Origin of the sequence: Capnocytophaga sputigena, assembly GCF_002302495.1 — a bacterium.
In the GTDB taxonomy this organism is placed as follows: domain Bacteria; phylum Bacteroidota; class Bacteroidia; order Flavobacteriales; family Flavobacteriaceae; genus Capnocytophaga; species Capnocytophaga sputigena.
The window spans coordinates 1,776,994-1,801,297 of sequence record NZ_CP022379.1; the positions used below are offsets into that span (position 1 = coordinate 1,776,994).

Here is a 24,304-nt window from a genome sequence, read left to right on the forward strand (position 1 = left end):
TCAAATTACTATGGAAGTTACTTTTTATGGACACGCGTGTATAGGGATAAAAATAGGTGAAACACACTTGCTTATAGACCCTTTTATCTCCGAAAACCCTTTAGCGAGTGATATAGATATCAATCAAATAAAAGCCGATTATATCCTCATCACTACGGCTTTGCAAGACCATACTTGGGATGTAGAGAAGATTGCCAAACGCACCAAAGCTCAAATCATCTCTAATTTCGAGATTGCTAGATACTTTTTCAATCTTGGTATTGAGAACAGCCACCCTATGGACTTAGGAGGTACTTTCAATTTCCCTTTTGGTTCAGTGAAAATGGTATCGGCGTTGCATTCATCTACCTTTGAAAATGGTAGTGATGGAGGTTCTGCTTGTGGCTTCGTAATCAAAACTGCCGATAAGACCGTTTACATTGCAGGAAGTACCGCTTTGCATTTCGATATGCAGCTTATCCCAGTGCGTTACAAATTAGATTTAGCCGTATTGCCTATAGGAGGTAACTTCACTATGGACGTAGAAGATGCTATTATGGCTTCCGATTTCGTAAAATGTAATAAAATATTAGGATACCACTACAACACTATGTCGCATATCAAAATAGATAAAGATGCCGCAGTACGCAGCTTCAAAGCCAAAGGCAAAGAACTGATACTTTTAGGTGTAGGACAAATTGTAGTAGTCTAATTTAGTTAGTCAGTTAGTACTAACCCTCTAAAAACGCCAAAGGTCATAGCATAACACTATGACCTTTGGCGTTTTTTTACTTCTTATCTCTTATTTAATAAGTAAACTCCCTGCTTCCTACTACTACGCCATTCCTTTTTATAATAGCTTTTTGTGGATATTCGTTTTTAAAATACTCATAAGCAGTTTCTTCCTCGTAGTCTTTTCCTGCAACATTAGGATATTTCACTGTTTTTTTAGTGATATTATTGCGACCATAGCCCTCTTGTAAGAAGAAATCGGGGTGGGTCATTCGGTGTGAAAATTGCAAGTAACGAGGGTTAGTTTTGGTATCGTAAGTATAGGTAATCACCACGGTTTGATTGTTTTCGGTGTGAGTGTGTTCTCTCACAGTTTCGTTGTAGTTAAGCAGATACTTATCAGTAACAACTACTGTAGCCGAAGTAGTTGAATTTCCCGTTTGCGTATATACTGATGTTTTGACATTCAGTTCATTTCTGCCACCCCAAGTATATTCTTTCACTGTATAAACGGTAGTATTGGTAGCTGTCTTTTTTGCTGAAGTGTATTTAGAAAGCGTATTGCGGTTGTAATACTCGTATCCTTCTACTATTGGAAGATTTTCTTTGCCTACTTCCACTGTTGTTTTCTTTTTTATACTACCTCTATCAATATATTCATCATAAGTGGTAGTGTTCACTGTTGTTCCACCCACTTTATAAAGCGTTGTTTTAGGAAAACTGCCATCGTATGAAGTCTCGTATGTAAGTGTCCGCGTTATGGTAGAAGGTGTAGAAATTTTAACGCTTTCATTCGTAACTAAACCTACCCCGCGGTATTTAAACTCATAATCGGTGGTTGTGGTTTCGGTGCTGCCTACAGCTAAGATTTCTTCGTGAATCTTATCTGCAAAATAAATAAGCTCTGGCTCTTCATTGTAGTCGTTCTTGTTGCAAGCGACTAATAGCCCTACTGCTGAAAGTAATAAACTCACTCGTCTCATTGTATAATATGATTTAATTGATTTTCATTTAGAAAGAATATAGTTCTATGTTAAAATAAATTATCTTATAAGTACTTGTTTTTTGAAGATTGTTCCCCTTCAGACGAACGGGACTGTACTATAAAAGCCGCAAAAATCTTGCCATATTCACATTATTTATTACTTTTGCAAATTAGAAATTCGTATCTTAGCTATGAAACATCGTTTACCCATACTCCTCTCTCTCCTTATCGCTCTCACCCTTTGGCAATGCGCCCGCCGTGGCTCTCCCACTGGAGGTCCTAAAGATGTTACCCCACCCGTACTCTTGCAATCGGTGCCTAAATCGGGGGCTATGAAGTTCCACGGTAAGAAAATACGCTTGCAGTTTGATGAGTTTGTGGTAACTAAAGATGTTCGCAAGCAGCTCATCATTTCGCCTCCTATGAAAACTTTTCCTATCATTTCGCCTACTTCGGCTTCTAAATGGTTGGAAATTAATATTATCGACACCCTTAAACCTAATACTACCTATGTGCTAAACTTCGGTAATAGCATTCAGGATTACAACGAGGGCAACCCGATTTCCGATTTCAAATACGTATTTTCTACCGGTAGCACCCTCGATTCACTGTGGTATGAAGGCGACATCGCCGATGCAATCGCTCCTAAACCCGATAATTTCGTAACTGTGATGCTCTATCCTTACAACGAGCAGTATAACGACTCATTGGTGTACAAAACGCAACCTACTTATGTAACCAATACTCTCGATAGCCTCGATAGTTTTGTGCTGGAATACCTCAAAGAGGGCAAATACAAACTCGTCGCTCTCAAAGAGAAAAGTCCTAATTATATCTTCAATCCTAAGGACGACAAAATTGCTTTTATGGACGAACCTATTACCGTTGCCGATTTGAAAGGCAATCCACAAGGTTTTTACCCTAAATTGCGCTTGTTCAAAGAAGTACCTCCTTACAAGGCGCATCGCCCTACTCAAGCTGCTGGCAACCGCGTGCAATTTGGCTTTGAAGGCAAAACCGATAGCGTGAAAATCAAACCTATCTCTCACGTAACTCCCGATTTTAAATACATCATCTCCAAAGATCCTAAGAAAGATACACTCAACTTTTGGTATACGCCTAAACAAAAAGATTCTTTGGTATTTACAATTGCCAAACAACAGAAAATCGATACTTTTAAAGTGCGTTTAAAGGAGATGAAAAACGACAGTTTGCAGATGGAGAACCTCTTTTCGGGCGACTTGCCTATGCACAAGGATTTTGGCTTCAAGAGCAATATCCCTATCGTAAAAACCGACCCTTCTAAACTGAAAGTCTTTGCTGGCAAAGACTCTACAGCGGTGGCTATTCCGTTCAAAACGCGTTTAGACCCCAATAATTTGGAATTCTATCTCTCATTCGATAAAAAGAATGACGAGACTTACCGCATTGAAGCCCTTCCTAATGCCCTCACCGATTTTTTTGGACATACGAACGATACTCTAAAAGTAACCCTGCGCACTAAAAAGCTCGAAGAGGTAGCTATCCTAAAAATGCATCTCAATGCTGATGAAAATACATTGCAATATCCACTTATACTGCAACTTACTAATGAGAAGGCGACAGAGGTACTCCGCGAAATTTATATCGAAAAACCTCTAACCGAATATCTGTTCGAGAACGTAACCCCTGGTAAATTCCGCTTGCGACTCATTGAAGATAAGAACAAAAATCGCCAATGGGATACCGGTAGTTTCTTAGAACATCGGCAACCCGAGCGAGTGTGGTATCTGCCTAAAGAAATCGAACTCCGCGCCAATTGGGAAGTTGAAGAAAATTGGCAAATCACTAACCCCTAACCCCTGACACCTAAAATGAAAAAACGTCTTTTCCTCCTCGATGCTTATGCCCTTATTTTCAGGGGTTACTACGCTTTTATCAAGAATCCGCGTATCAATTCCAAAGGATTGAACACTTCGGCGATTCTCGGCTTTATGAACTCCCTTTTCGAGGTGATTAAAAAAGAAAAACCCGACCACCTTGCGGTCGCTTTCGACAAGGGAGGGAGCGTAGCTCGCACCGAACTCTTTACCGACTATAAAGCCAATCGCGAGGAAACTCCCGAAGCGATTCGTTTGGCTATCCCCTATATCCACGAAATACTCAAGGCTTTGCACATCCCTATCATCGAAAAAGAGGGCTACGAAGCCGATGATATCATCGGGACGCTCTCTAAACAAGCTGAAGCCCAAGATTACCAAGTGTATATGGTAACTCCCGATAAAGACTATGCGCAGCTGGTGAGCGACAATATCTTTATGTACCGACCTGCGCGCTCGGGCAATGATATAGAAATTTGGGGTGTGAAAGAGGTGCAAGAGAAATTTGAAGTGCAAAACCCTTTGCAAGTGATTGATTTCCTCGGTATGATGGGGGATGCTGTTGATAATATCCCTGGGCTGCCTGGGGTAGGCGAGAAGACCGCCAAAAAGCTACTCGCCGATTTTGGCTCTATGGAGAACCTCCTCGCTAATACCGATAAACTGAAAGGCAAACTCCGCGAAAATATAGAGAATAACAAGGAAAAAGGCATACTCTCCAAACAATTGGCAACTATTATGCTCGATGTGCCGGTAACTTTTGATGAAGCCGATTTCGCAATGTCTCAACCCGATTTTGAAGCGGTGGGCAAGATTTTCGATGAGTTAGAATTCCGTCAGTTGCTGCAAAATTTCCTAAAAACCTACCAGCCAGAAGCTGTGGTACAAGCTCCCCCTAAGGCTACTTCAGGGCAGTTGGATTTATTTTCGCAAGGCGACCTCTTTGCGCAACCGCAATTGGTGAGCGATAAGAAAAACAGCAGCAATACGCCTCACTTCTACCAATTAGCCGATACCCCAATGGCACAACAACTCTTGTTGCAAAGCCTATTGCAGCAAACTGAAGTGTGTTTTGATACCGAAACTACTAATGTGGACGCCCTCGAAGCCGAATTAGTGGGGATTTCCTTCTGCTGGGCAGCCCATAAAGGTCATTATTTGCCATTTCCTAAAGAAAAAGAAGCAGCTACTAAGCTCATAGAGCAATTCCGTCCGTTTTTTGAGAATGAACAGATAGCCAAAGTAGGTCAGAATTTGAAATACGACCTCAAAGTATTGCAAAACTATGGTGTTGAGGTACAGGGCGCACTCTTCGATACGATGATAGCCCATTACCTCCTAAATCCTGATATGCGTCACAATATGGATATCCTCAGCGAAACCTACCTAAATTATACACCTATTGCTATCGAGAGCCTTATTGGCAAAGGAAAAGCCCAACGCTCTATGCGTACCGTGCCTATCGATGAGGTAAAGGAATACGCTGTGGAAGATGCCGATGTTACTTGGCAACTCAAAAATGTATTCCAAAGCCAAATGCCCCAAGTAAATGCTCAAAAAATCTATACCGATTTAGAAGCACCTCTCATCAAAGTATTGGCAGCTATGGAACGCGAAGGGGTAAACCTCGATGTGGATTTTTTAAAAGAATACTCTAAAACCTTAGATGCCGATATTGCTCAACTCGAAACAGCCATAGCCCAGCAGGCAGGCGAGACTTTCAATTTGGCATCACCTAAACAACTCGGCGATATTCTCTTTGAAAAACTGAAGATTGACAGCAAACCTAAAAAGACGAAAACCGGTCAGTATGCTACTTCCGAAGAGGTTTTAGCACCTTTTGCAGCCAAACACAAAATCGTAGCCGATATATTGGAATGGCGACAAGTGCAGAAACTCAAATCTACTTATGTAGATGCCCTGCCTTTAGAGGTGAATAAAAATACAGGTCGCGTGCATACTACCTATATGCAAACGGTAGCCGCTACAGGGCGACTCAGTAGCAACAATCCTAATTTGCAGAATATTCCTATCCGCACCCCTCGTGGGCAGCAGGTGCGCAAGGCGTTCATCGCTCGCAATCCCGATTATGTGCTCCTCTCTGCCGACTATTCGCAAATTGAACTCCGCATCATCGCTGCCCTCAGCGAAGAACACAATATGATTGAGTCCTTCCTCCGCAATGAAGATATTCACCGTTCTACAGCGGCAAAGGTGTTCAATGTTCCTTTGGAAGAGGTAACCCGCGAGCAACGTAGCCACGCCAAAACCGTGAATTTTGGGATTATCTATGGCGTGTCGGCATTTGGGCTATCGGCACAAACCGACCTCTCCCGCTCCGAAAGCAAAGAATTGATAGATACCTATTACGCTACCTATCCTAACTTGCGCAACTATATCAATAGACAAATAGAGTTTGCTCGCGAGCACGGCTATGTAGAAACCATTTTAGGCAGACGTCGTTACCTACCCGATATTCATTCGCATAACCAAGTAGTGCGTGGAGGTGCCGAGCGCAACGCCGTGAACGCCCCTATACAAGGCTCAGCTGCCGATATTATCAAAATTGCAATGATACGCATACACAACCAATTGCAAGCCCAAAAACTCCAAACCCGTATGCTCCTCCAAGTACACGATGAGTTAGTGTTTGATGTGCCTAAAACTGAATTAGAACTTGTAAAGCCCCTCATCAAAGATGCGATGGAAAACGCCTTTACCCTTGCCGTTCCCCTCGTCGCCGATTTAGGTGTAGGTAACAATTGGCTCGACGCGCATTAGCTTTTATAGTATGTTATGTATGTAGGGGCGTTTTGCAAACGCCCTTAAAGAAAAAAAATTCGGATAACTTCTTTAAAATTAAACGTTATCCCCTTGTCAATTGTTAATTCTCAATTTATGTACAAAACCTTTCCTAAAAAACGCTATCAAAAAACCTTGAGTATTCTCAAACAATATGCTCCTCAGGGCAGTACAATCCTCGATATAGGGGTAGAAAATCCTTTTTCAACTATTATGAAAGAGGAAGGCTATACGGTGCTTAATACTACTGGTCAGGATTTAGATTTTGAGGCAAATACGCTTCAAAACTTTCAAGCCGATTTCACTACCGCTTTAGAGATTTTGGAACACTTGGTAAACCCTTTGGCTGTGTTGCAAAATATCCCTACAGATAAAATATTGATTACCGTGCCTTTGCGACTTTGGTTTGCCAAAGCCTATCGCAATACTGCCGACCCCCGCGACTGTCATTACCACGAGTTTGAAGATTGGCAATTAGATATGCTGGTAGAAAAAGCAGGATTTCGGATTGTATATAGAGAAAAATGGACGCACCCCGTGAAGAAGTTAGGCTTGCGTCCGCTGTTGCGGTATTTTACTAATAGATATTATGCCGTAGTAGCCGAGAGAATTAACAAATAGAAAATTAGCAGATTAACAAAATTATAAAATGACGAAAAAAACCTCAATAGTAAGTATTATCCCACTACTCATATTCGTAGCTATATTTTTGGGCAGTGGTATTTATTTTGATAATTTCTATTCATTGCCAGCGCCTATTATTGCGCTTTTTGCAGTGGTGGTAGCTTTGCTTATCTACCGCGCACCTCTCAACCAGAAGATAGCCCTTTTCTTTAGAGGGGCAGGTAATAGCAATGTGTTGCAGATGTGTGTGATAGCCCTTTTGGCAGGCGCTTTTGCTTCGGTAGCCAAAGCCTCTGGTAGCATCGATAGCATAGTGAATATGGGTATGTACTACATTTCACCCGAATACTTTCCCGTGGGTATTTTTGTAATTGCTTCTTTCCTCTCGTTTGCAACAGGCACCTCGGTAGGTACCATTATGACCCTTTCGCCCATTGTCTTCAATTTAGCTTTCGAAAGTCATTCTGATACCGCTCTTATAGGGGCTGCGTTGCTTTGTGGCGCGATGTTTGGCGACAATCTGTCCCTCATTTCCGATACTACTATCGCCGCCACCCAGTCGTTAGGCTGCAAGATGAGTGATAAGATGAAAACTAATGCTCAAATAGCACTTCCTGTTGCGCTGCTATCGGCGGTGATTCTCTTTTTTATTGGCAACCCTGGTGCTACCACCTTCACTCATAGCGAAGCCTATCACACCTTCAATCCCTTGCTCATTTTGCCTTATGTGGCAGTAGTGGTCATTTCGCTTTTTGGAGTGAATGTGTTTGTGTCATTGTTCTTGGGAGTTGTGTTCTCAGGCGTTATGGGAGTTGTGTATGGTAAGTTCTCTTTCTTAGACCTCACTCAACACACTTATAAAGGCTTTATGGATATGGCTGACATCTTCTTCCTCTACTTTATCATTGGCGGATTAGCCTTTTTAGTAGAGCGTTTTGGCGGCATTCAGTTCCTGATGAATCTCGTTGCCAAACGCATCAAGAGTGGAGCTTCAGCCTTGCTGGGAATGGGCTTTTTAGTAACCGTTGCCGATGTGTGCGTAGCGAATAATACGGTGGCAATTCTCATTGTTTCTAAAATAAGTAAGCGTATAGCCGAGCAATTCCAAATACCCCTCCGCAATGCGGCTTCAGTATTAGATATCTTCTCGTGTTATGCGCAAGGTCTCATTCCTTATGGAGCACAAGTAATCGCCCTATACCAATTTGCCCATACGATGGACTATTTATCTTTGGTAGGGTACTCAGTCTATCTCCACCTATTACTCATTGCTACTTTAGTGTATATTCAAGTAAGGGGTAAAAAATAAATTCAAACTTTGCCAAAGTCCTTAACGCAGGGCTTTACGGACTTTGACAAAGTGAAATTGACTGGAATTAATTTGTTTGCATAGTATTTCTGGGGTGCGTTTTGCAAACACCCTCAAAAAAACTTTTTTTGAATTACTTGTGGATTTTCCTTACAATGCTGCTAAAGAAAGAGTTTCTTCAGGGGATTTCCATTGAGGTTTTTGTACAGCTTCAATATCCGATGTGTCGTAACCTGCAAATGTTTTAAGGTAGTGTTGCAAGGTAACGCCGTTGCCATCAGCAAAGTTGTATCCCCCTTGATGTTTGAAGAATTTCTTCACAGAACTCTCACCAGCCAAGTGAGCGGCTGCCAATATCCCCGATTCAGTAATGTGAATACCGTTGATAGTTTTGCCTACATATTTTTTAATTTCTTTGCGCAAAAACCATTTAGTGCGCTGTAAGCTCAACACGAATACTTGTTCTTGTTGCTCAGGAGAGTTGAGGAATTGTTCGGTATCAGTTACGCCATAGAAGCGAAGGGCGCGTTTCCCAAATTGATATTTTCCCATATAGCCAAAACGGTTTACAATAGTGTAATTACCGCGTGATTCGCGATAGGCTAAGGCTTCTTTAAATCCAATAAACGATTTTCCTGTGTGGAGAGTAAAAGAAGTAGGGAGTAGTTCGCTATTTGCAGTTGCATCTGCTGGCGTAGCGGTAGCCATTTGAGGTACATCAACTACAAAAGTGGGTGGAATTGTGATTACTTTTGTTTCTTCATCTTTGATGGTAAAGCCTAAGAAGGCAAAGACCATTACTGCAAAAAAATACCTCTTTTTAACTAAATTCATAAATTTTGTTTTCTTTAAGACTGATGGTTTTTCACAAGGAAAAAAGCCTGCTTAAAATTATTTCGGCGGCAAAAGTACAAAAATTATGCCAAGTACCAAAAATTAGTAACAGTTTTTTGAAATCCACCTTATCTTATAAATCATTTCCTTATTTGTTCATTTGCTAATTTCCTAATTATCGCTATCTTTGCACTTTGTAACATCGGCTTGAAGTTTCGGCTTCTGTCTAAAAACTTAATTTACAATGAAAAAGATATACGCTTTATGTGTCCTTTTTCTCGCTTTAGCCTGTAAAAAAGACAATGATGAAACCCCTTTGTTAAGCAGTGAAAAGAATATACTTTCGTTCACCTTTACTGTAGAAGGTACTACTTATAGCAGTACTATTAGTAATACTACCATCACTGCCCAATTGCCCGAAGATACCAGTCTTACCTCCCTTACCCCTACTATCACCTTCTCTAAGGGGGCTACCGTAACGCCTAATAGCGGTATAGCTCAAGATTTCTCCAAAGAAGTAAGTTATACCGTAACTGCCGAAGATAAAAGCACTAAAATCTACAAAGTGCTTGTAACTACCGAAAAAACACCACAGCCTAATGAACCTATTGAAATTGGACACGTCCCTAATGAATATACCACCAACAAAGCAGGAGGCGAGGTCGTTTATTTTGATGTCAATACCTTGCCTGTCAAAAAAGAACAGATAAAAGTGGAACTCGCTCAACGTCGCCCTCCATTTGATGTTTACACCCTTAAAGTACAGAAAATCGATAAAAAAGAAAGACGTGTGTATGTGGTATTGCCCGACTCTTATAAAAATGGTCAATACTACTTCAAGGCAACTTTTGATAAAGAAGAAGTAGAAAGTGGCGTTTTTACCTTAGATAGCGGTGAGATAGTACTGGATGTATTAGATGTTATTATGTACGAACCTACTACTTCCTTAGCAACTACCGAATTGCAAACTTTCAAAACAGTAGTATTCGCCAATACTGAAGCCTTGAAGAAATATACTTATTATCTGAGAAAAGGCACCCACGACTATCAGCTTACAGTGAGTGACATCTCCAATTATAACATCCAATTTAAGATGTTCAATACACCTTCAGGAGCATTTAGCGGAGGTAACGACTTTAAGTTTGTAGTAAAAGGTGGTGCTAAAGAACAAGTACTTCCTTTTGTGAATAGTGAAAAACAACCTATAACAATAGAGCCCGTTCGTACACCTATAATCAAAGCACTTTCTAAAACAACACTCAAGGCAGGTGATGAATTAACAGTTACAGGAGAGTATTTTGCTTATACCGGTATGAACTTTGATAGAAACTATAGATTTTGCACTTTACTTTTGATGCAAGGTAATGAAGTGAAAGCAACACTTTATCCTTCGTATAAAACACCTACTGAGGCTGCTTTTAAAATAGAGAACGATGTGCCTGCAGGTACTTATAAAGTAGTACTCTCCTCTCAAATACAGCTGAAATCAGAGCCTTTTAGCCAAGAAATTACCATTCAAAAATAAAACATAGAAAATACTCACCCTTGCAGCTTTTCCCCCTTGAAGGTTGGGGGCAATAAACAAAAGTAAAAGAAAATTAAATCTCATTTTCTCAGAGTCTTTCAGAGTTTTTCCAACCCTCTATCAACAAATCGATAAATTAACTATATGAAACCCATTGAACGAGCGGCACGTCTATTTGCCGACATTAACGAACTGCTGATTTCCAGCGGTGCCAATACCCGTAGGGTAGAACGCAATGTAGAACGCATTTCTAATGCCCTCAACTACCATTGCGAAAATTTCTATTCACACGCTGCTATCGTGCTTACTGTGCAGGATAAGGCTACAGGCGAAAAGGAAACTATCGTCCGTACAATCCCTCATCACGGTGTGAACTTTAGTGCTATTTCCGATATTAGTATCCTCTCTTGGGAAGCTATTGAAAAGAAACTCCCTATCGAAGAAATTGAAGAACAAGTAGCAACTATTAAAGCTAAACCTCACTACAATATGTATGTAATGTGGTTCTTCGTATCGGTAGCAGGAGGTTCATTAGCCTATGTGTTTGGTAAAGAAAACGCTAGTTATACCGAGTTTGGAATGTCGTTTATAGCAACGCTATTAGGTTTGGCGGGACGTCGTATTCTGCAGTTGCGCAAGTTCAATGTCTACATCTGTTGGGGGTGGGCTGCTTTTGTGTCGGTAGCCGTGATGAGTATCTTCCGTTTGGCGGGAGTAGAGCAGTACCACAATGCCTTGGCGGCTTGTGTACTGTGGTTGGTACCTGGAGTGCCTCTTATCAACGGATTTATCGATATGCTCTCTGGTTGTATTGTAGCAGGGATAGCCAAACTCACTCACGCTGCTATCTTGGTTTTTATGATTTCATTAGGTTTTTATTTAGCTTTACTATTATTTGGTTATGAACTTCTTTGATGTATTTTTAGGATTAGCCGAACGCATCTTTTGGTCGATGTGGATATCTATTGGCTTTGCGTTATTGTTCAACACTCCCCGCCGTGCCTTGTGGATTACAGGGGTGTTAGGCGGTATAGGTTGGGGGATTAAGTTTATACTTTTAGGTACTATAATGCCTGAGCAAATTGTGATTACCTCCTTTTTAGGAGCTTGTGCCGTAGGACTCTTGGCGGTCTATTTTGCCCATCGCGTGCATACACCACCTATTGTCTTCACCATTCCTGCCGTTATCAATATGATTCCTGGTAAATACGGCTATGAGTTTATGATGAAAATCATCCAAATAGTAACTGTTGAAACTCGTCAGGATGAAACTCTCGACCTGCTTTATCAAACTTTTAAACTCGGTTTGCAAACAGGCTTTATTACTATGTGTTTAGCCTTTGGAGTGATTACCCCTATGTTACTCTTCAATACCTATTCGGTAAAAGGGAAAGACCTCAATGATTTTATCAAACGCCGCTTGATGCGCAAAAAAACAAAAGCCGAATTAGAAGGAAGAATAGAAGAAAATGAACCCGTATAACATTAATTGTTAATTGTGTAACATGTTAATTATTAATTATTAATTGTTAATTGTTAATTGAATAAATATGCCCGAATTTTCACCTATTGATTTTCAGAGTCTGATTAAAGATTGGATTAAAGGACTCTTCAACTATGCCCCTACAATAATTGGGGCTATTGCTCTCTATTTTATAGGGCGATACATCATTCGTTTTATTGTAAAATTGATAAAAAAAATGATGGAACGCCGTGAGGTAGACCTCGCTTTGCAAAATTTCCTTTTGCAGGTAGTGCGTTGGATACTTCATATTGCCCTCTTCCTCACCATAGTACAGGTGATTGGTTTGCCAGCTACCCAGTTTATCGCTATTATTACCAGTGGTTTTGTAGCAATAGGTTTGGCATTACAAGGGTCGTTGTCTAACTTTGCCAGTGGGATAATGATAATCATTTTCAAGCCTTTCCGTGTAGGCGATGTTATTGAGGCGAGTAATTCAAAAGGTACCGTGAAAAATATAGGTCTCTTTGCTACTACCCTCAACAAAGCCAATAATGAGCAGGCGATAATCCCTAACACCCAGCTCTTTAGTAATAGTATTATCAACTACAGCAAGGAGGAAAAACGCCGCGTATATGTACTTGTAGGTATAGGCTATAGTTCTAATATTCAGAAAGCCCGTGAAGTGCTCTTGCAAATTGCCAAAGAGGAAGTCAAAGCCCTTCCTGAGCCTGATCCTGTGGTTTATGTAGAGGAGTTAGCCGATAGCTCTGTAAACCTTTCATTGCGCTATTGGTGTCTTACCCCCGATTATTGGGAGTGCTATTTCCGCACAGTCGAAACCATCAAAAATCGCTTCGATGCTGCGGGTATAGAAATTCCATTCCCACAAGTGCAAGTGCATCAATAAGGTTAAAAAATAAGAATCCTAATCTCGGAGATTCTTCAAAGTTTCTCCGAGATTCTTTTCCTAGTCTCTCTAATAATCAAACTAAAATGAAAAATACCACTTTTTTGATCCTCCTGCTTACACTAATCACCTGTTCCAAAAGCGATGACGACAGTGTGAATGTACCTGAGTCCGACTACCAACTCAGTCCCAATGGCTTAACCTTAGTGAAATGGCTCAATCCCCTTACCGCTGGGGTCAATATGCAAGCTGATAGCCGTTTGCGTGAGGTGAATACTATTGCCGAAAAAGCCTTTAAAGGTTGTAGCCGACTGCAATCGGTGGTTTTTTCTAATAACCTCAAAGAAATAGCTGCCGAAGCCTTTGCTGGAACCGACCTCCGCACTTCAGTAGTCTTCAATTCTTATTCTGATGTAGTGTTGGGTGAAAAAGTTTTTAGCAATACCCGCATCACCTCAATAACACTTCCTAAAACCAAAGAACTATCGGCAGAGATTTTTGCAAATTGTACTGCTTTGAAAAATGTTACTTTTGCAAAGACAGGCAAAATTGGCAAAGGAGCTTTTAAAGGCTGTACAGCTATTGAACAAATAGACCTCTCTCAAGCCGAAGCTATTGCTATAGGTACAGAGGCTTTTGCCGGCTGTAAACGCCTCAAAAGGGTGGTTCTCTCGGTAACAATGAACCTCAAACCTATAGGCGACAAGGCTTTTGCTAATTGTACGTCCTTAGAGAATCTCACCGTACTTGCGCTTTATCCCCCTTATTTTGAAGGCAATCCTTTTCAAGGCATCCCTTACCCCACAGTATATGTGCCTGCCACCCCCGATGATTTGATTGATATATACAAAAGAGATTCCCAATGGAAAGCTTTAGCCGATAAAATCCATAAGTTATAACTAAAGCCTTAAAATAACGTTACTTATTCATTGCTAATTGTCAATTGTTTTGTAATTTTGTCGCAAGTTAATTTCAAAAGATGTTGTAATTAAAACTCTCTGAGATTTTTAGAATTTCCCCAAGATTCTCTGACTCTCTCTCTAATAATCAAACTAAAATGAAAAATACCACCTTCTTAAAACTTAAAGGGAACTATAAGAAATTGCGTGTCTATAAAGTCTCCTTTCTTTATTCATAAGTTTCTCAATAGAGGTGATCGTACAATCGACCAAATGATACAAGCCGCTCGTTCAGGAAAACAAAATATCGTTGAGGGTAATGAAGCTGGTTATACATCTATAGAAACACAAATAAAGCTTACTAATGTCGCTAAGGCAAGTTTGGAAGAACTGAAAATTGACTATGAAGATTATTTGAGAGTACGCAATAAAGTGAAATGGGATAAAGGGCATCCTCGTTATCTAAAAACACGACAATATGCCCAAAGTGAACAATTGTATTTACAATACCCTTCAATTCTCCCTAAATGTACTGATGAAGAAATGGCAAATCTCTGTCTTACACTTGTTCATCAAGCTTCTTATATGCTTCAGCATTTGTTAGAAAGACAACAAGAAAAATTTCTAAAAGAAGGAGGAGTTAGAGAACAAATGAAACAAGCAAGATTACAAGCACGATGTTAAAAATAATCTTTAATAACTCCTAGTCTCTGAGATTCTTAGATTCTCTCTGAGTTTTTCTGAATCTATTTAATAATCAAACTAAAATGAAACCCCTTATCCTTTTTACTCTTGTCTTTATCACTTTGGCAAGTTGTTCTAAGAGCGATGATAATTCTTCAGCCTCTTATCGCTCTACCCCCGATTACGACATCTCAATCGATGGTCGTACACTCATCAAATGGAAAAATCCTAATACTACCGAACTTGATATGCAAGCCGATAGTGAGTTGAAACGCGTCAATACTATTGCTAAAGAGGCTTTTAAAGAACATCAAAACCTTCAATCAATTACCTTTCCTAACAACCTCAAGGAAATAGAAGAAAGTGCTTTTGAAGAAGCTAGCCTCAGTGGTACTGTTACTTTTAATACCAATGCTACAGTAGTTTTTGGCGATAAAGCCTTCTTCAAAACCAAAATTAGAAAACTCTCCCTTCCCAATATAAAACGACTGCCTTATAGCGCATTATCAATGTCTTATAATCTCGAAGAATTACACTTCAATAAAGTAGAAGTGTTAGGGTTTGGTGCTATCGGGTGGAATTTTCTAAAAGAAATCAACTTGGAAAATACAGGCATTACCGAAATAGAAACTGTTGGCATTTCGGGCTGTACGGCGTTAGAGAATGTCATTCTCCCCGCTACAATCAAAGTTATAGGATACGATGCTTTTTGGTATTGCCAACATCTTAAAACAGTTACTATCAATGCTGTAACCCCACCTACTTTAGTGAATTATCCTTTCAAAGACACTAATTTACAAAAGGTATATGTGCCTAAAGCCTCAGTAGAAAAATATAAAGCAGCACCCTTTTGGAAAGATTTTGCTGCTAAAATTCAAGCAAAACCATAATAATTAACATCAGTTTAATATAACAAACTATTGATTTACAGCTTTATACCATAATATATTCATAAAAAAAATCACCGTCAGGTGAAAATTCGTGAGATAATAAAAAAATAAAGACTTTTATGCTCCCAATTTCGTGAAAATTCGTGTAATTCGTGGGAGATTAAAAATATTTTACTGATTTTTAAATAATCACTTACGCTGAACCCACATTAATTAGCAAATCACCAAATTTCAAGACTATATGAAACATTTTTTGACCTTTATCGCTTTTTTTAGCATCGTAACAATCGGTTTTTCACAGGTAGCTATAGGGGTACGTTTTTCTTATCCTTTTACTATGGTACAAAGTATGCGACCAGTTACTACCAATGTGCCTTCTTCATCTGTGAGTTTCGGTAAATTTAGAAATTATTTGAATGCGGGAGGTTTTATTAGAATTCCTATACAAGAAAGATTTACTTTGCAAATTGAAGGAATGTTCAGTATTGCCGAAGTAGATTTCGATGGCGTTTATCAAGGACAATCTTTTTATTCGGGCTATCGTTTTGTACATTTTGATATGCCTTTATTATTGCAATATGAAGGCAAACAGCCTATTAGAGGTTTTGTGCAAACAGGTTTTTCACCTAAATTTTATTTATGGCGCGAGAATGGTTTGGATAGAACGTATGATATTTCATTTGCTGATAGCCATCGTTTTAAGAAGAGCTTACTGATGTGGCATATAGGCGCAGGTATACTCATTGAGCGCAAACATTGGATTTTCACTTTAGATCAACGGTTTTCTATGAGTGTATTCAACGTGTCAGAACATAACAACAAGGAGTTTTTAAATCTCAGTAAAGCGAGATTTTACCTTTTTAGCACCTCTTCAGGAGTAGCGTATAAGTTTTAAATTTGTACATCACTTTCCATTGGTTATTTTTCATTTGTAATTGTAAATTGAAATTTATTTTAACTATCTTTGCGACCTATAACCTAATTGTTAATTGTTAACTATCAATTGTTAATTGAAAATTATGAACTTTACCACAGCACGTGAGCACCTTAAAAATGTGCTCCTTCCCACACCTCTTATGTATAGCCCTATCTTCAGTGAAGAATCAGGCAACAACATCTACATCAAGCCCGAAAATCTCCAAAAAACAGGAGCTTTCAAAATTCGTGGCGCTTATAACAAAATGCTCAAACTCACCGAAGCGGAAAAACAACGCGGAGTGATTGCTTCTTCGGCGGGTAATCACGCTCAAGGAGTTGCCTATGCTGCCCGCGAGTTGGGTATCAAAGCGGTGATTGTAATGCCTAAAACTACACCTCTTATCAAAGTACAGTCTACTAAAAAATACGGTGCTGAGGTGGTGCTCTACGGCGATGTGTACGACGATGCTTACCAGAAAGCCAAAGAGTTAGAAGAAAAAGAAGGTTATGTGTTTGTCCATCCTTTCAACGACCCCGATGTGCTTGAAGGACAAGGTACTATAGCCCTCGAAATCCTCGAACAATTGCCACAAACCGATGTGATAGTCGTACCTATAGGTGGTGGCGGACTCATCTCGGGTATTGCTTGTGCCGCTAAACAAATTAAACCCGATATAAAAATTGTAGGGGTAGAACCTTCAGGAGCAGCCTCGGCTACCGAAGCGCTTAAGAAAAATAAACTCGTTACTCTGCCCGAAGCCAATACCATCGCTGATGGTACTGCCGTAAAACGCATAGGGGAACTCAATTTTGAGTATATCAAAAAATATGTAGACGAGGTAGTAACCGTAGACGACTACGAACTCACCGAGGCTTTCTTGCTACTGGCTGAAAAACATAAAATTATAGCTGAAAACTCAGGGGTATTGCCTTTGGCTGCCCTTAAAAAACTCACCGACCGCAATAAGAATGTCGTGCCCGTAGTGAGTGGCGGTAATATCGATGTGCTGATGATTTCTTCAATGATAAACAAAGGATTGGTGAGTCGTGATCGTATTTTTAACTTCTCAGTAAGCATCCCCGACCGTCCTGGGGAACTCGCTAAAATCACTCATATCATCGCCGAAGTAGGTGCAAATATTGTAAAACTCGCTCACAATCAGTTTAAGAACCTTTCTCGTTTCCGCGATAAGGAGGTGCTTATCACAGTCGAAACCAATGGCACCGACCATATCCAGCAGTTAGTGCAAACATTTGAAAAAAGAGGGTATAAAGTAAAGAGAGAATAGGGTAGTTAGAGGGGATAGTGTGTTAAAAAAATATTAAAAGTGTGATATTTATAATAATACTGTAAAATATTTTTTCTACTTTTGCCCGCTAAAATCACTAATTATACCTCAATGTTATCACAAACGTATAGACAATTACAATCACTATTAGTATTATTTACACTTTTATTTTCCTTTGCAAAACTCAGTGCTCGAACTTGCGATGAGAATATATGCAAGGCGTTGGAGCAAACTCGTGTAACCACCTTTTCGAAAGTAACGCAAGCCGCTCCTGGTAATGAAACACTGAACTTCCAAGCAACTAACAACTCACTCAATTGTATCCCAACAGGTCAGTTGCGTTTCCAAATACAAAATGCTCAAGCAGGTAAGACTTATGTAGTAGAGCTTGTTGAGATGCCAGCAACCTATACCGGTACGCGTACCTTTACCATTACAGAAAGCGACAAAGAGGGAGCTGTAAGTTTTGTAAAACTTACAGGCTATAATATGCCAGCAGGTAGCTATAAGGCTAAGTTACACACTTCTAGCGTAGCAAACTCGCAGCCAGTGCCTGCTACAATAGGAAAATTACAACGCGATTTCCCAGCTCCTGATAGAAGAAATAACGACTTTGGTAGTGATCAAATGTATAGGGATATTCATAGTGGAGGTTCTCCAGATTGTGGCTATATGACTATTCGTTATAGTGGTAATACTAACTCTCCATTCTATAAGTATTTCAATACACCAGAATTAGCAGCTCTCTATGAGTATACAGCATATTCTGACGATGACTTGGCAGAGTTTTATGGAGGTAATCACAACCATCCTAATATTGTATGGCGTTCGTTATTTTCAGTACCTGCAGGTAAAACTTCTGCGCAAAAAATAATTTATTACGATTTGCAAGCACATAATCGTAAATACAAGGATTTAATAGCCACTACTAAACGTCCTAAGTTCTACTTCCGTATCAAAGGGCAAAATTGTAATAACAACAGTGACCCAATGCTTGCAGGCGATATGCGCTTTATGAATACAGGTATTGTATTTGGAGGCTCTTGTAAAGCTCCTGAGATGTCAGTCACTGCAGAGAATCAAATAGTATGTTATCCTGTAACTTATGTTATTAAACATAATGGAGTGCAAGTATCTCAGGGACAAATAAATAGTGCTGGTGAAAGGAAGAAAATAACCACTCTAGACAATGGGCAATCATTTAAAGCAGATCAAAAGTATGAGGTAACCTTTACATCTGTAGATGGACAAACAGTAAGCCAAGAAGAATCTTTTAACAAATTCTATAATCTAGTACGTCCAGGAGGAGAATACAAACAAGAAGTAAGATGTTTTGGAGATACTCGTACACCTAAGGGAAGAATAGAGGTACTTTTCAGAGTAAATCAATCAGGCTCTATATTGTCTATGAATGGCTTTAAGGTTACCTTAGAGCAAGCTCCTGCTAGTTATGTAGATGAGCCTGGAAAACTCAAACTCAATGAAACGGTTACTATCACTTATAGAAAATCTAATAGCCTTATTACTAACATTATGGCTACTCAGAACCAAGATGACCTTACACAAAACTTCTCATTACCCGAAGGTACTTATAAAATTAGAGTAGAAGACCCTTGTGGAAAGGTAACCTATGTGTATAGTGGTCTTGATTCTACTAAAGAAGAGTTTAAACTTGTTTTTCCATCTTACCAAGAAAAACCATTAACGCCTAAAGTAGAAACCGAATGTACTAAGGTGATAGTATATCCATTTAAAAATAACCCTACTTTTGATTGGCTAAAAATTAACAATCAAAACAAAAATATTTATGTATATCTATTCAAACGCCCTACTGGTATTACTGATGGAGATATAGCCGTAAGTAGTAATTTATCAGAGGTAATAGGAGGAACAAGATATGTAAAAGCGGTATTCAAACCTAACGAAGCAAATTCTGACAACCAGTATTTCTCTTTGCCAAGAAACCAAAATTCTGAAGGTAGCTACACTTTCATATATGGAGCAAAAATAGGTGGAGTAGGTAGAGAAGAACAGGATCTTATTAAATATATAAGTACAGATGGAGCTGATGGTTGTGTACGTACTTTTACTATTAGTGTAGACGATGTATTGCTCAACTTTGATAGGAATGGCTATATAGGCTATAAATGTGAAGATAATACTGGTAAAATCGTAGTAAAAGCTATCAATGGTATTGGCGGTTCTGGCAACTACCAATACGATTTGTACAACGTGAAAAACGGCACTCTTATCGAAAGCAAAACCGCTGCTAAGGGTACTGAAGTTACCTTTACTAATTTGGGAACTTTCACTGGAGGACAAAATAGTCGTTGGGTGAAAATCACCGATTCAGCTTGTGCTTCCGATCCTGTTTGGAAAGAATTGCCTATCACGCCACTCAACAGCCCACAGTTGGCATTGGCTACGCCATTACAAACGGCTTATTGCAAAGGAGAGACAGTAACTATTACCTTGCATTCGTTGGGAGCAACCGCTTATCAGTGGAAATATCCTAACGGAACTATAGTAACTACTAGCGCTCCTCAGTTGGTAATACCATCAATTGATGCACAACACGCAGGTACTTACCAAGTGGTAGCACAAGGACTCACCTGCGCTGCTAATACAGTAACTTTCAACTATAATGTAAGAATTTTAGAAAAACCAGCTAACGGAAAAACCTATACTTTCTGTGCTGCTGCTACAGTAGCCGAATTGAAAGCCAAAGTAGCAACAGATACCGCTACTGTAAATGTTTATAAAAACGGTACTTTGGTAACCAATAACAATGAAGCGCTCAGCGCAACAGCGGCTTATACCGTAAGTCGTTTCAACGCTACTTGCGAAACAGATAAAGTAGCCGTGGCAGTTACTATTAGCAATACTGTAAGTCTAACAGTACCAGCAACCTTAACAGTAACTTGTACAGCTGCCAATATCGATACGACAGTAAACAACTGGCTCGGTCAGGCTACTGTTACCGATACTTGTGGTACAGCGACGCTTACTCATAACTATACTACTGTAAAACCTGCGAACTGGTGTAATACATCAGTAGTAACAGTAACCTTTGTAGGAAAAGACCCTCAAGGAAATACAGTAACTAAAACAAGTGTCATCAAAGTAAATAGTACGCCAATTGTTGCCAAAGCTGATATTTACACTGTAACCAATGGTACTAGCACCACAACGACTACCGGTACAGTATTAGACAACGACAAACTCGGCACTAAAACGCCAACAACTGCCGATGTAATCCTTACGGTAGTAACCACCACTACTGATGTTGTAGGGGCGACTAAAACGCCTACATTAAACAACGATGGTACTGTTACCGTACCTTCGGGTACTAAATCAGGTACTTATGAGATAGTGTATAGCATCTGTGAGCGTTTGAACCCTAACAATTGTGCAACCGCTACCGCCACTGTAAAAGTAGGCAGTACACCAATAGTTGCCAAAGCTGATACTTACACCGTAACCAATGGTACTAGCACGACAACTACCACTGGAACGGTATTAGACAACGATAAATTAGGCACTAAAACGCCAACAACTACCGATGTGATTCTTACGGTAGTAACCACCACCACTGATGTAGTAGGAGCGACTAAAACGCCTACATTAAACAACGATGGTACTGTTACTGTACCTTCGGGTACTAAATCAGGTACTTATGAGATAGTGTATAGCATCTGTGAGCGTTTGAACCCTGATAACTGCGCTACAACCACAGCGACTGTAAAAGTAGGCAGTACGCCAATTATTGCTAAAACGGATACTTATACAATAACCAATGGTACTAGCACCACTACTACCACTGGAACGGTATTAGACAATGATAAATTGGGTACTAAAACGCCAACAACGACTGATGTTATCCTTACGGTAGTAACCACCACCACCGATGTAGTAGGAGCGACTAAAACGCCTACATTAAACAACGATGGTACTGTTACTGTACCTTCGGGCACTAAATCGGGTACTTACGAGATAGTGTATAGTATCTGTGAGCGTTTGAACCCTGATAACTGCGCTACAACCACAGCGACTGTAAAAGTAGGCAGTACGCCAATTATTGCTAAAACGGATACTTATACAATAACCAATGGTACTAGCACCACTACTACCACTGGAACGGTATTAGACAATGATAAATTGGGTACTAAAACGCCAACAACGACTGATGTTATCCTTACGGTAGTAACCACCACCACCGATGTAGTAGGAGCGACTAAAACGCCTACATTAAACAACGATGGTACTGTTACTGTACCTTCGGGCACTAAATCGGGTACTTATGAGATAGTGTATAGTATCTGTGAGCGTTTGAACCCTGATAACTGCGCTACAACCACAGCGACTGTAAAAGTAGGCAGTACGCCAATTATTGCTAAAACGGATACTTATACAATAACCAATGGTACTAGCACCACTACTACCACTGGAACGGTATTAGACAATGATAAATTGGGTACTAAAACGCCAACAACGACTGATGTTATCCTTACGGTAGTAACCACCACCACCGATGTAGTAGGAGCGACTAAAACGCCTACATTAAACAACGATGGTACTGTTACTGTACCTTCGGGCACTAAATCGGGTACTTATGAGATAGTGTATAGTATCTGTGAGCGTTTGAACCCTGATAACTGCGCTACAACCACAGCGACTGTAAAAGTAGGCAGTACGCCAATTATTGCTAAAACGGATACTTATACAATAACCAATGGTACTAGCACCACTACTACCACTGGAACGGTATTAGACAACGATAAATTAGGCACTAAAACGCCAACCACTACCGATGTGATTCTTACGGTAGTAACCACCACCACTGATGTAGTAGGCGCAACTAAAACGCCTACATTAAACAACGATGGTACTGTTACTGTACCTTCGGGTACTAAATCGGGTACTTACGAGATAGTGTATAGCATCTGTGAGCGTTTGAACCCTAACAATTGTACAACCGCTACCGCCACTGTAAAAGTAGGCAGTACGCCGATTGTTGCCAAAGCTGATACTTACACCGTAACCAATGGTACTAACACCACAACAACTACTGGAACGGTATTAGACAATGATAAATTGGGTACTAAAACGCCAACAACTACCGATGTAATCCTTACGGTAGTAACCACCACTACTGATGTAGTAGGAGCGACTAAAACGCCTACATTAAACAACGATGGTACTGTTACTGTACCTTCGGGTACTAAATCGGGTACTTACGAGATAGTGTATAGCATCTGTGAGCGTTTGAACCCTAATAATTGTGCAACCGCCACAGCTACTGTAAAAGTAGGCAGTACGCCAATAGTTGCCAAAGCCGATACTTATACAATAACCAATGGTATTACCACCACTACTACCACTGGAACGGTATTAGACAACGACAAACTCGGCACTAAAACGCCAACCACTACCGATGTCATCCTTACCGTAGTAACCACTACCACCGATGTAGTAGGCGCAACTAAAACGCCTACATTAAACAACGATGGTACTATTACTGTACCTTCGGGTACTAAATCGGGTACTTACGAGATAGTGTATAGTATTTGTGAGCGTTTGAACCCTAATAATTGTGCAACAGCTACAGCGACTGTAAAAGTGTTTGTTCCTGCTGTGGCAACACCAACAACTATCGAAGCTGTAAACGATGGTGTAACCACTATCACTAGTACCACAGGAGGCACTACGCCAAGTGTATTGACTAATGATAAACTCAATGGAGTACCGAACCCAAGTATCAGCTCTGTAACACTCACTTGGAATACCGCAACTCCTACAGGCTTCACTTTGAACCCTAACGGAACAATTGATGTAGCACCAAATACCCCTGCGGGCACACATACAATAAGCTACACTATATGTGCAGTAGCAAGTCCTACGGTATGTAGCACAGCGAGCATCGTAGTAACGGTAAGTGGCACGACTACAAGCACTACCCCAGTGTTGCCGATAGCAGTAGACGATCGTTCTACAACCGCTATCAACACCCCAGTAGTGGTGAATGTATTGGGCAACGATACCCCTAACGGAGCAACCACTCCTAATGTGGTAACAAACCCTGCCAACGGTACAGTAGTTGTAAACCTCGACGGCTCTATCGAATATCGTCCTAACACAGGATTTGAAGGCATAGATACCTTTGTGTATGAAATTTGCAACGCCGATGGTTGTGCTTCAGCAACGGTTACTATCGATGTGGTGAACAAAATAGTGCCTTACAATGGTATGTCGGTAGATGGCGATGGCAAAAACGATTATTTCCATATCGGAGGAATCGAGCGTTATCCTAACAATGTGGTACGTATTTACAACCGTTGGGGCGTGAAAGTCTTTGAAGTTGAAGGTTATGATAATGTTACTCGCGTGTTTAGAGGCATCTCTAACGGACGTGTAACTATCGAACAAGCCGAAAAACTCCCACAAGGCACTTACTATTATGTAATTGAATATTACGATAGTAATAACAATAAAGAATCTTTAGTAGGTTGGTTATATCTCAAGAAATAACCCTAAGGATAAAGCACAAAAAAGGCTATTCAGCATCCCGCTGAATAGCCTTTTTTACTTTTCATTTTTTTACTC

16 protein-coding genes and 1 pseudogene are annotated in these 24,304 nt (G+C 40.1%); 15 read left to right on the plus strand and 2 right to left on the minus strand.

Annotated elements, in window-relative coordinates; translation table 11 throughout:
- Nucleotides 1-10: 10 nt before the first annotated feature.
- The gene (locus CGC57_RS07855) at nucleotides 11-691 is read left to right on the plus strand and encodes a metal-dependent hydrolase (protein WP_095898694.1); all 681 of its coding nucleotides are present in this window, start codon (nucleotides 11-13) and stop codon (nucleotides 689-691) included.
- 94 nt (nucleotides 692-785) lie between these two features.
- On the opposite strand, the gene CGC57_RS07860 is transcribed toward CGC57_RS07855, so the two are convergent.
- Entirely contained in the window at nucleotides 786-1,694 is a 909-nt protein-coding gene (locus CGC57_RS07860; RefSeq protein ID WP_095898695.1) for a hypothetical protein, read from the minus strand.
- Between the two features lie 193 nt (nucleotides 1,695-1,887).
- On the opposite strand from CGC57_RS07860, the gene CGC57_RS07865 reads away from it, so the two are divergent.
- The 4 genes from CGC57_RS07865 to CGC57_RS07880 all read left to right on the plus strand — a co-directional run bounded on the left by CGC57_RS07865 (nucleotide 1,888) and on the right by CGC57_RS07880 (nucleotide 8,290).
- A complete protein-coding gene (locus CGC57_RS07865) occupies nucleotides 1,888-3,534 on the plus strand; it encodes an Ig-like domain-containing domain (protein WP_095898696.1) in 1,647 nt (548 codons plus the stop codon).
- Nucleotides 3,535-3,549: 15 nt separating this feature from the next.
- Entirely contained in the window at nucleotides 3,550-6,336 is a 2,787-nt protein-coding gene (gene polA / locus CGC57_RS07870) for a DNA polymerase I (protein ID WP_095898697.1), read from the plus strand.
- Between the two features lie 117 nt (nucleotides 6,337-6,453).
- Nucleotides 6,454-6,978: a methyltransferase domain-containing protein gene (locus tag CGC57_RS07875; protein ID WP_095898698.1), complete on the plus strand. Its 525-nt coding sequence runs from the start codon at nucleotides 6,454-6,456 to the stop codon at nucleotides 6,976-6,978.
- A gap of 28 nt (nucleotides 6,979-7,006) precedes the next feature.
- Nucleotides 7,007-8,290, plus strand: coding sequence for a Na+/H+ antiporter NhaC family protein (locus CGC57_RS07880; protein ID WP_095898699.1), 1,284 nt, complete (start codon nucleotides 7,007-7,009; stop codon nucleotides 8,288-8,290).
- Between the two features lie 150 nt (nucleotides 8,291-8,440).
- On the opposite strand, the gene CGC57_RS07885 is transcribed toward CGC57_RS07880, so the two are convergent.
- Nucleotides 8,441-9,124 (minus strand): peptidoglycan-binding protein LysM, encoded by a 684-nt coding sequence (locus tag CGC57_RS07885; protein ID WP_095898700.1) that lies wholly within the window; start codon nucleotides 9,122-9,124, stop codon nucleotides 8,441-8,443.
- Between the two features lie 244 nt (nucleotides 9,125-9,368).
- On the opposite strand from CGC57_RS07885, the pseudogene CGC57_RS07890 reads away from it, so the two are divergent.
- The 10 genes and pseudogenes from CGC57_RS07890 to CGC57_RS13035 form a co-directional block, all read left to right on the plus strand.
- Nucleotides 9,369-10,646 (plus strand): annotated as a pseudogene (locus CGC57_RS07890) (SGBP N-terminal domain-containing protein); the annotation flags it as partial.
- A gap of 147 nt (nucleotides 10,647-10,793) precedes the next feature.
- Nucleotides 10,794-11,564, plus strand: coding sequence for a threonine/serine exporter family protein (locus CGC57_RS07895; protein WP_002680279.1), 771 nt, complete (start codon nucleotides 10,794-10,796; stop codon nucleotides 11,562-11,564).
- Complete coding sequence (locus CGC57_RS07900) at nucleotides 11,551-12,132, plus strand: threonine/serine exporter family protein (RefSeq protein WP_095898702.1); 582 nt, start codon at nucleotides 11,551-11,553, stop codon at nucleotides 12,130-12,132. The genes CGC57_RS07895 and CGC57_RS07900 overlap by 14 nt, the downstream gene beginning before the upstream one ends.
- A gap of 67 nt (nucleotides 12,133-12,199) precedes the next feature.
- Nucleotides 12,200-13,021: a mechanosensitive ion channel family protein gene (locus CGC57_RS07905; RefSeq protein WP_002680401.1), complete on the plus strand. Its 822-nt coding sequence runs from the start codon at nucleotides 12,200-12,202 to the stop codon at nucleotides 13,019-13,021.
- Nucleotides 13,022-13,107: 86 nt separating this feature from the next.
- Complete coding sequence (locus CGC57_RS07910; protein WP_095898703.1) at nucleotides 13,108-13,920, plus strand: leucine-rich repeat domain-containing protein; 813 nt, start codon at nucleotides 13,108-13,110, stop codon at nucleotides 13,918-13,920.
- A 273-nt stretch (nucleotides 13,921-14,193) separates the two neighbouring features.
- Nucleotides 14,194-14,604 carry a four helix bundle suffix domain-containing protein gene (locus CGC57_RS07915; protein ID WP_232747220.1) on the plus strand — a complete coding sequence of 137 codons (411 nt, stop codon included), beginning with the start codon at nucleotides 14,194-14,196 and terminating at the stop codon, nucleotides 14,602-14,604.
- Nucleotides 14,605-14,687: 83 nt separating this feature from the next.
- Nucleotides 14,688-15,494: a leucine-rich repeat domain-containing protein gene (locus tag CGC57_RS07920; RefSeq protein WP_095898704.1), complete on the plus strand. Its 807-nt coding sequence runs from the start codon at nucleotides 14,688-14,690 to the stop codon at nucleotides 15,492-15,494.
- Nucleotides 15,495-15,735: 241 nt separating this feature from the next.
- Complete coding sequence (locus tag CGC57_RS07925; RefSeq protein WP_095898705.1) at nucleotides 15,736-16,389, plus strand: porin family protein; 654 nt, start codon at nucleotides 15,736-15,738, stop codon at nucleotides 16,387-16,389.
- Nucleotides 16,390-16,513: 124 nt separating this feature from the next.
- Entirely contained in the window at nucleotides 16,514-17,701 is a 1,188-nt protein-coding gene (gene ilvA, locus CGC57_RS07930) for a threonine ammonia-lyase (protein WP_095898706.1), read from the plus strand.
- Between the two features lie 222 nt (nucleotides 17,702-17,923).
- Nucleotides 17,924-24,229 (plus strand): T9SS type B sorting domain-containing protein, encoded by a 6,306-nt coding sequence (locus CGC57_RS13035; protein ID WP_232747222.1) that lies wholly within the window; start codon nucleotides 17,924-17,926, stop codon nucleotides 24,227-24,229.
- Nucleotides 24,230-24,304 lie beyond the last annotated feature (75 nt).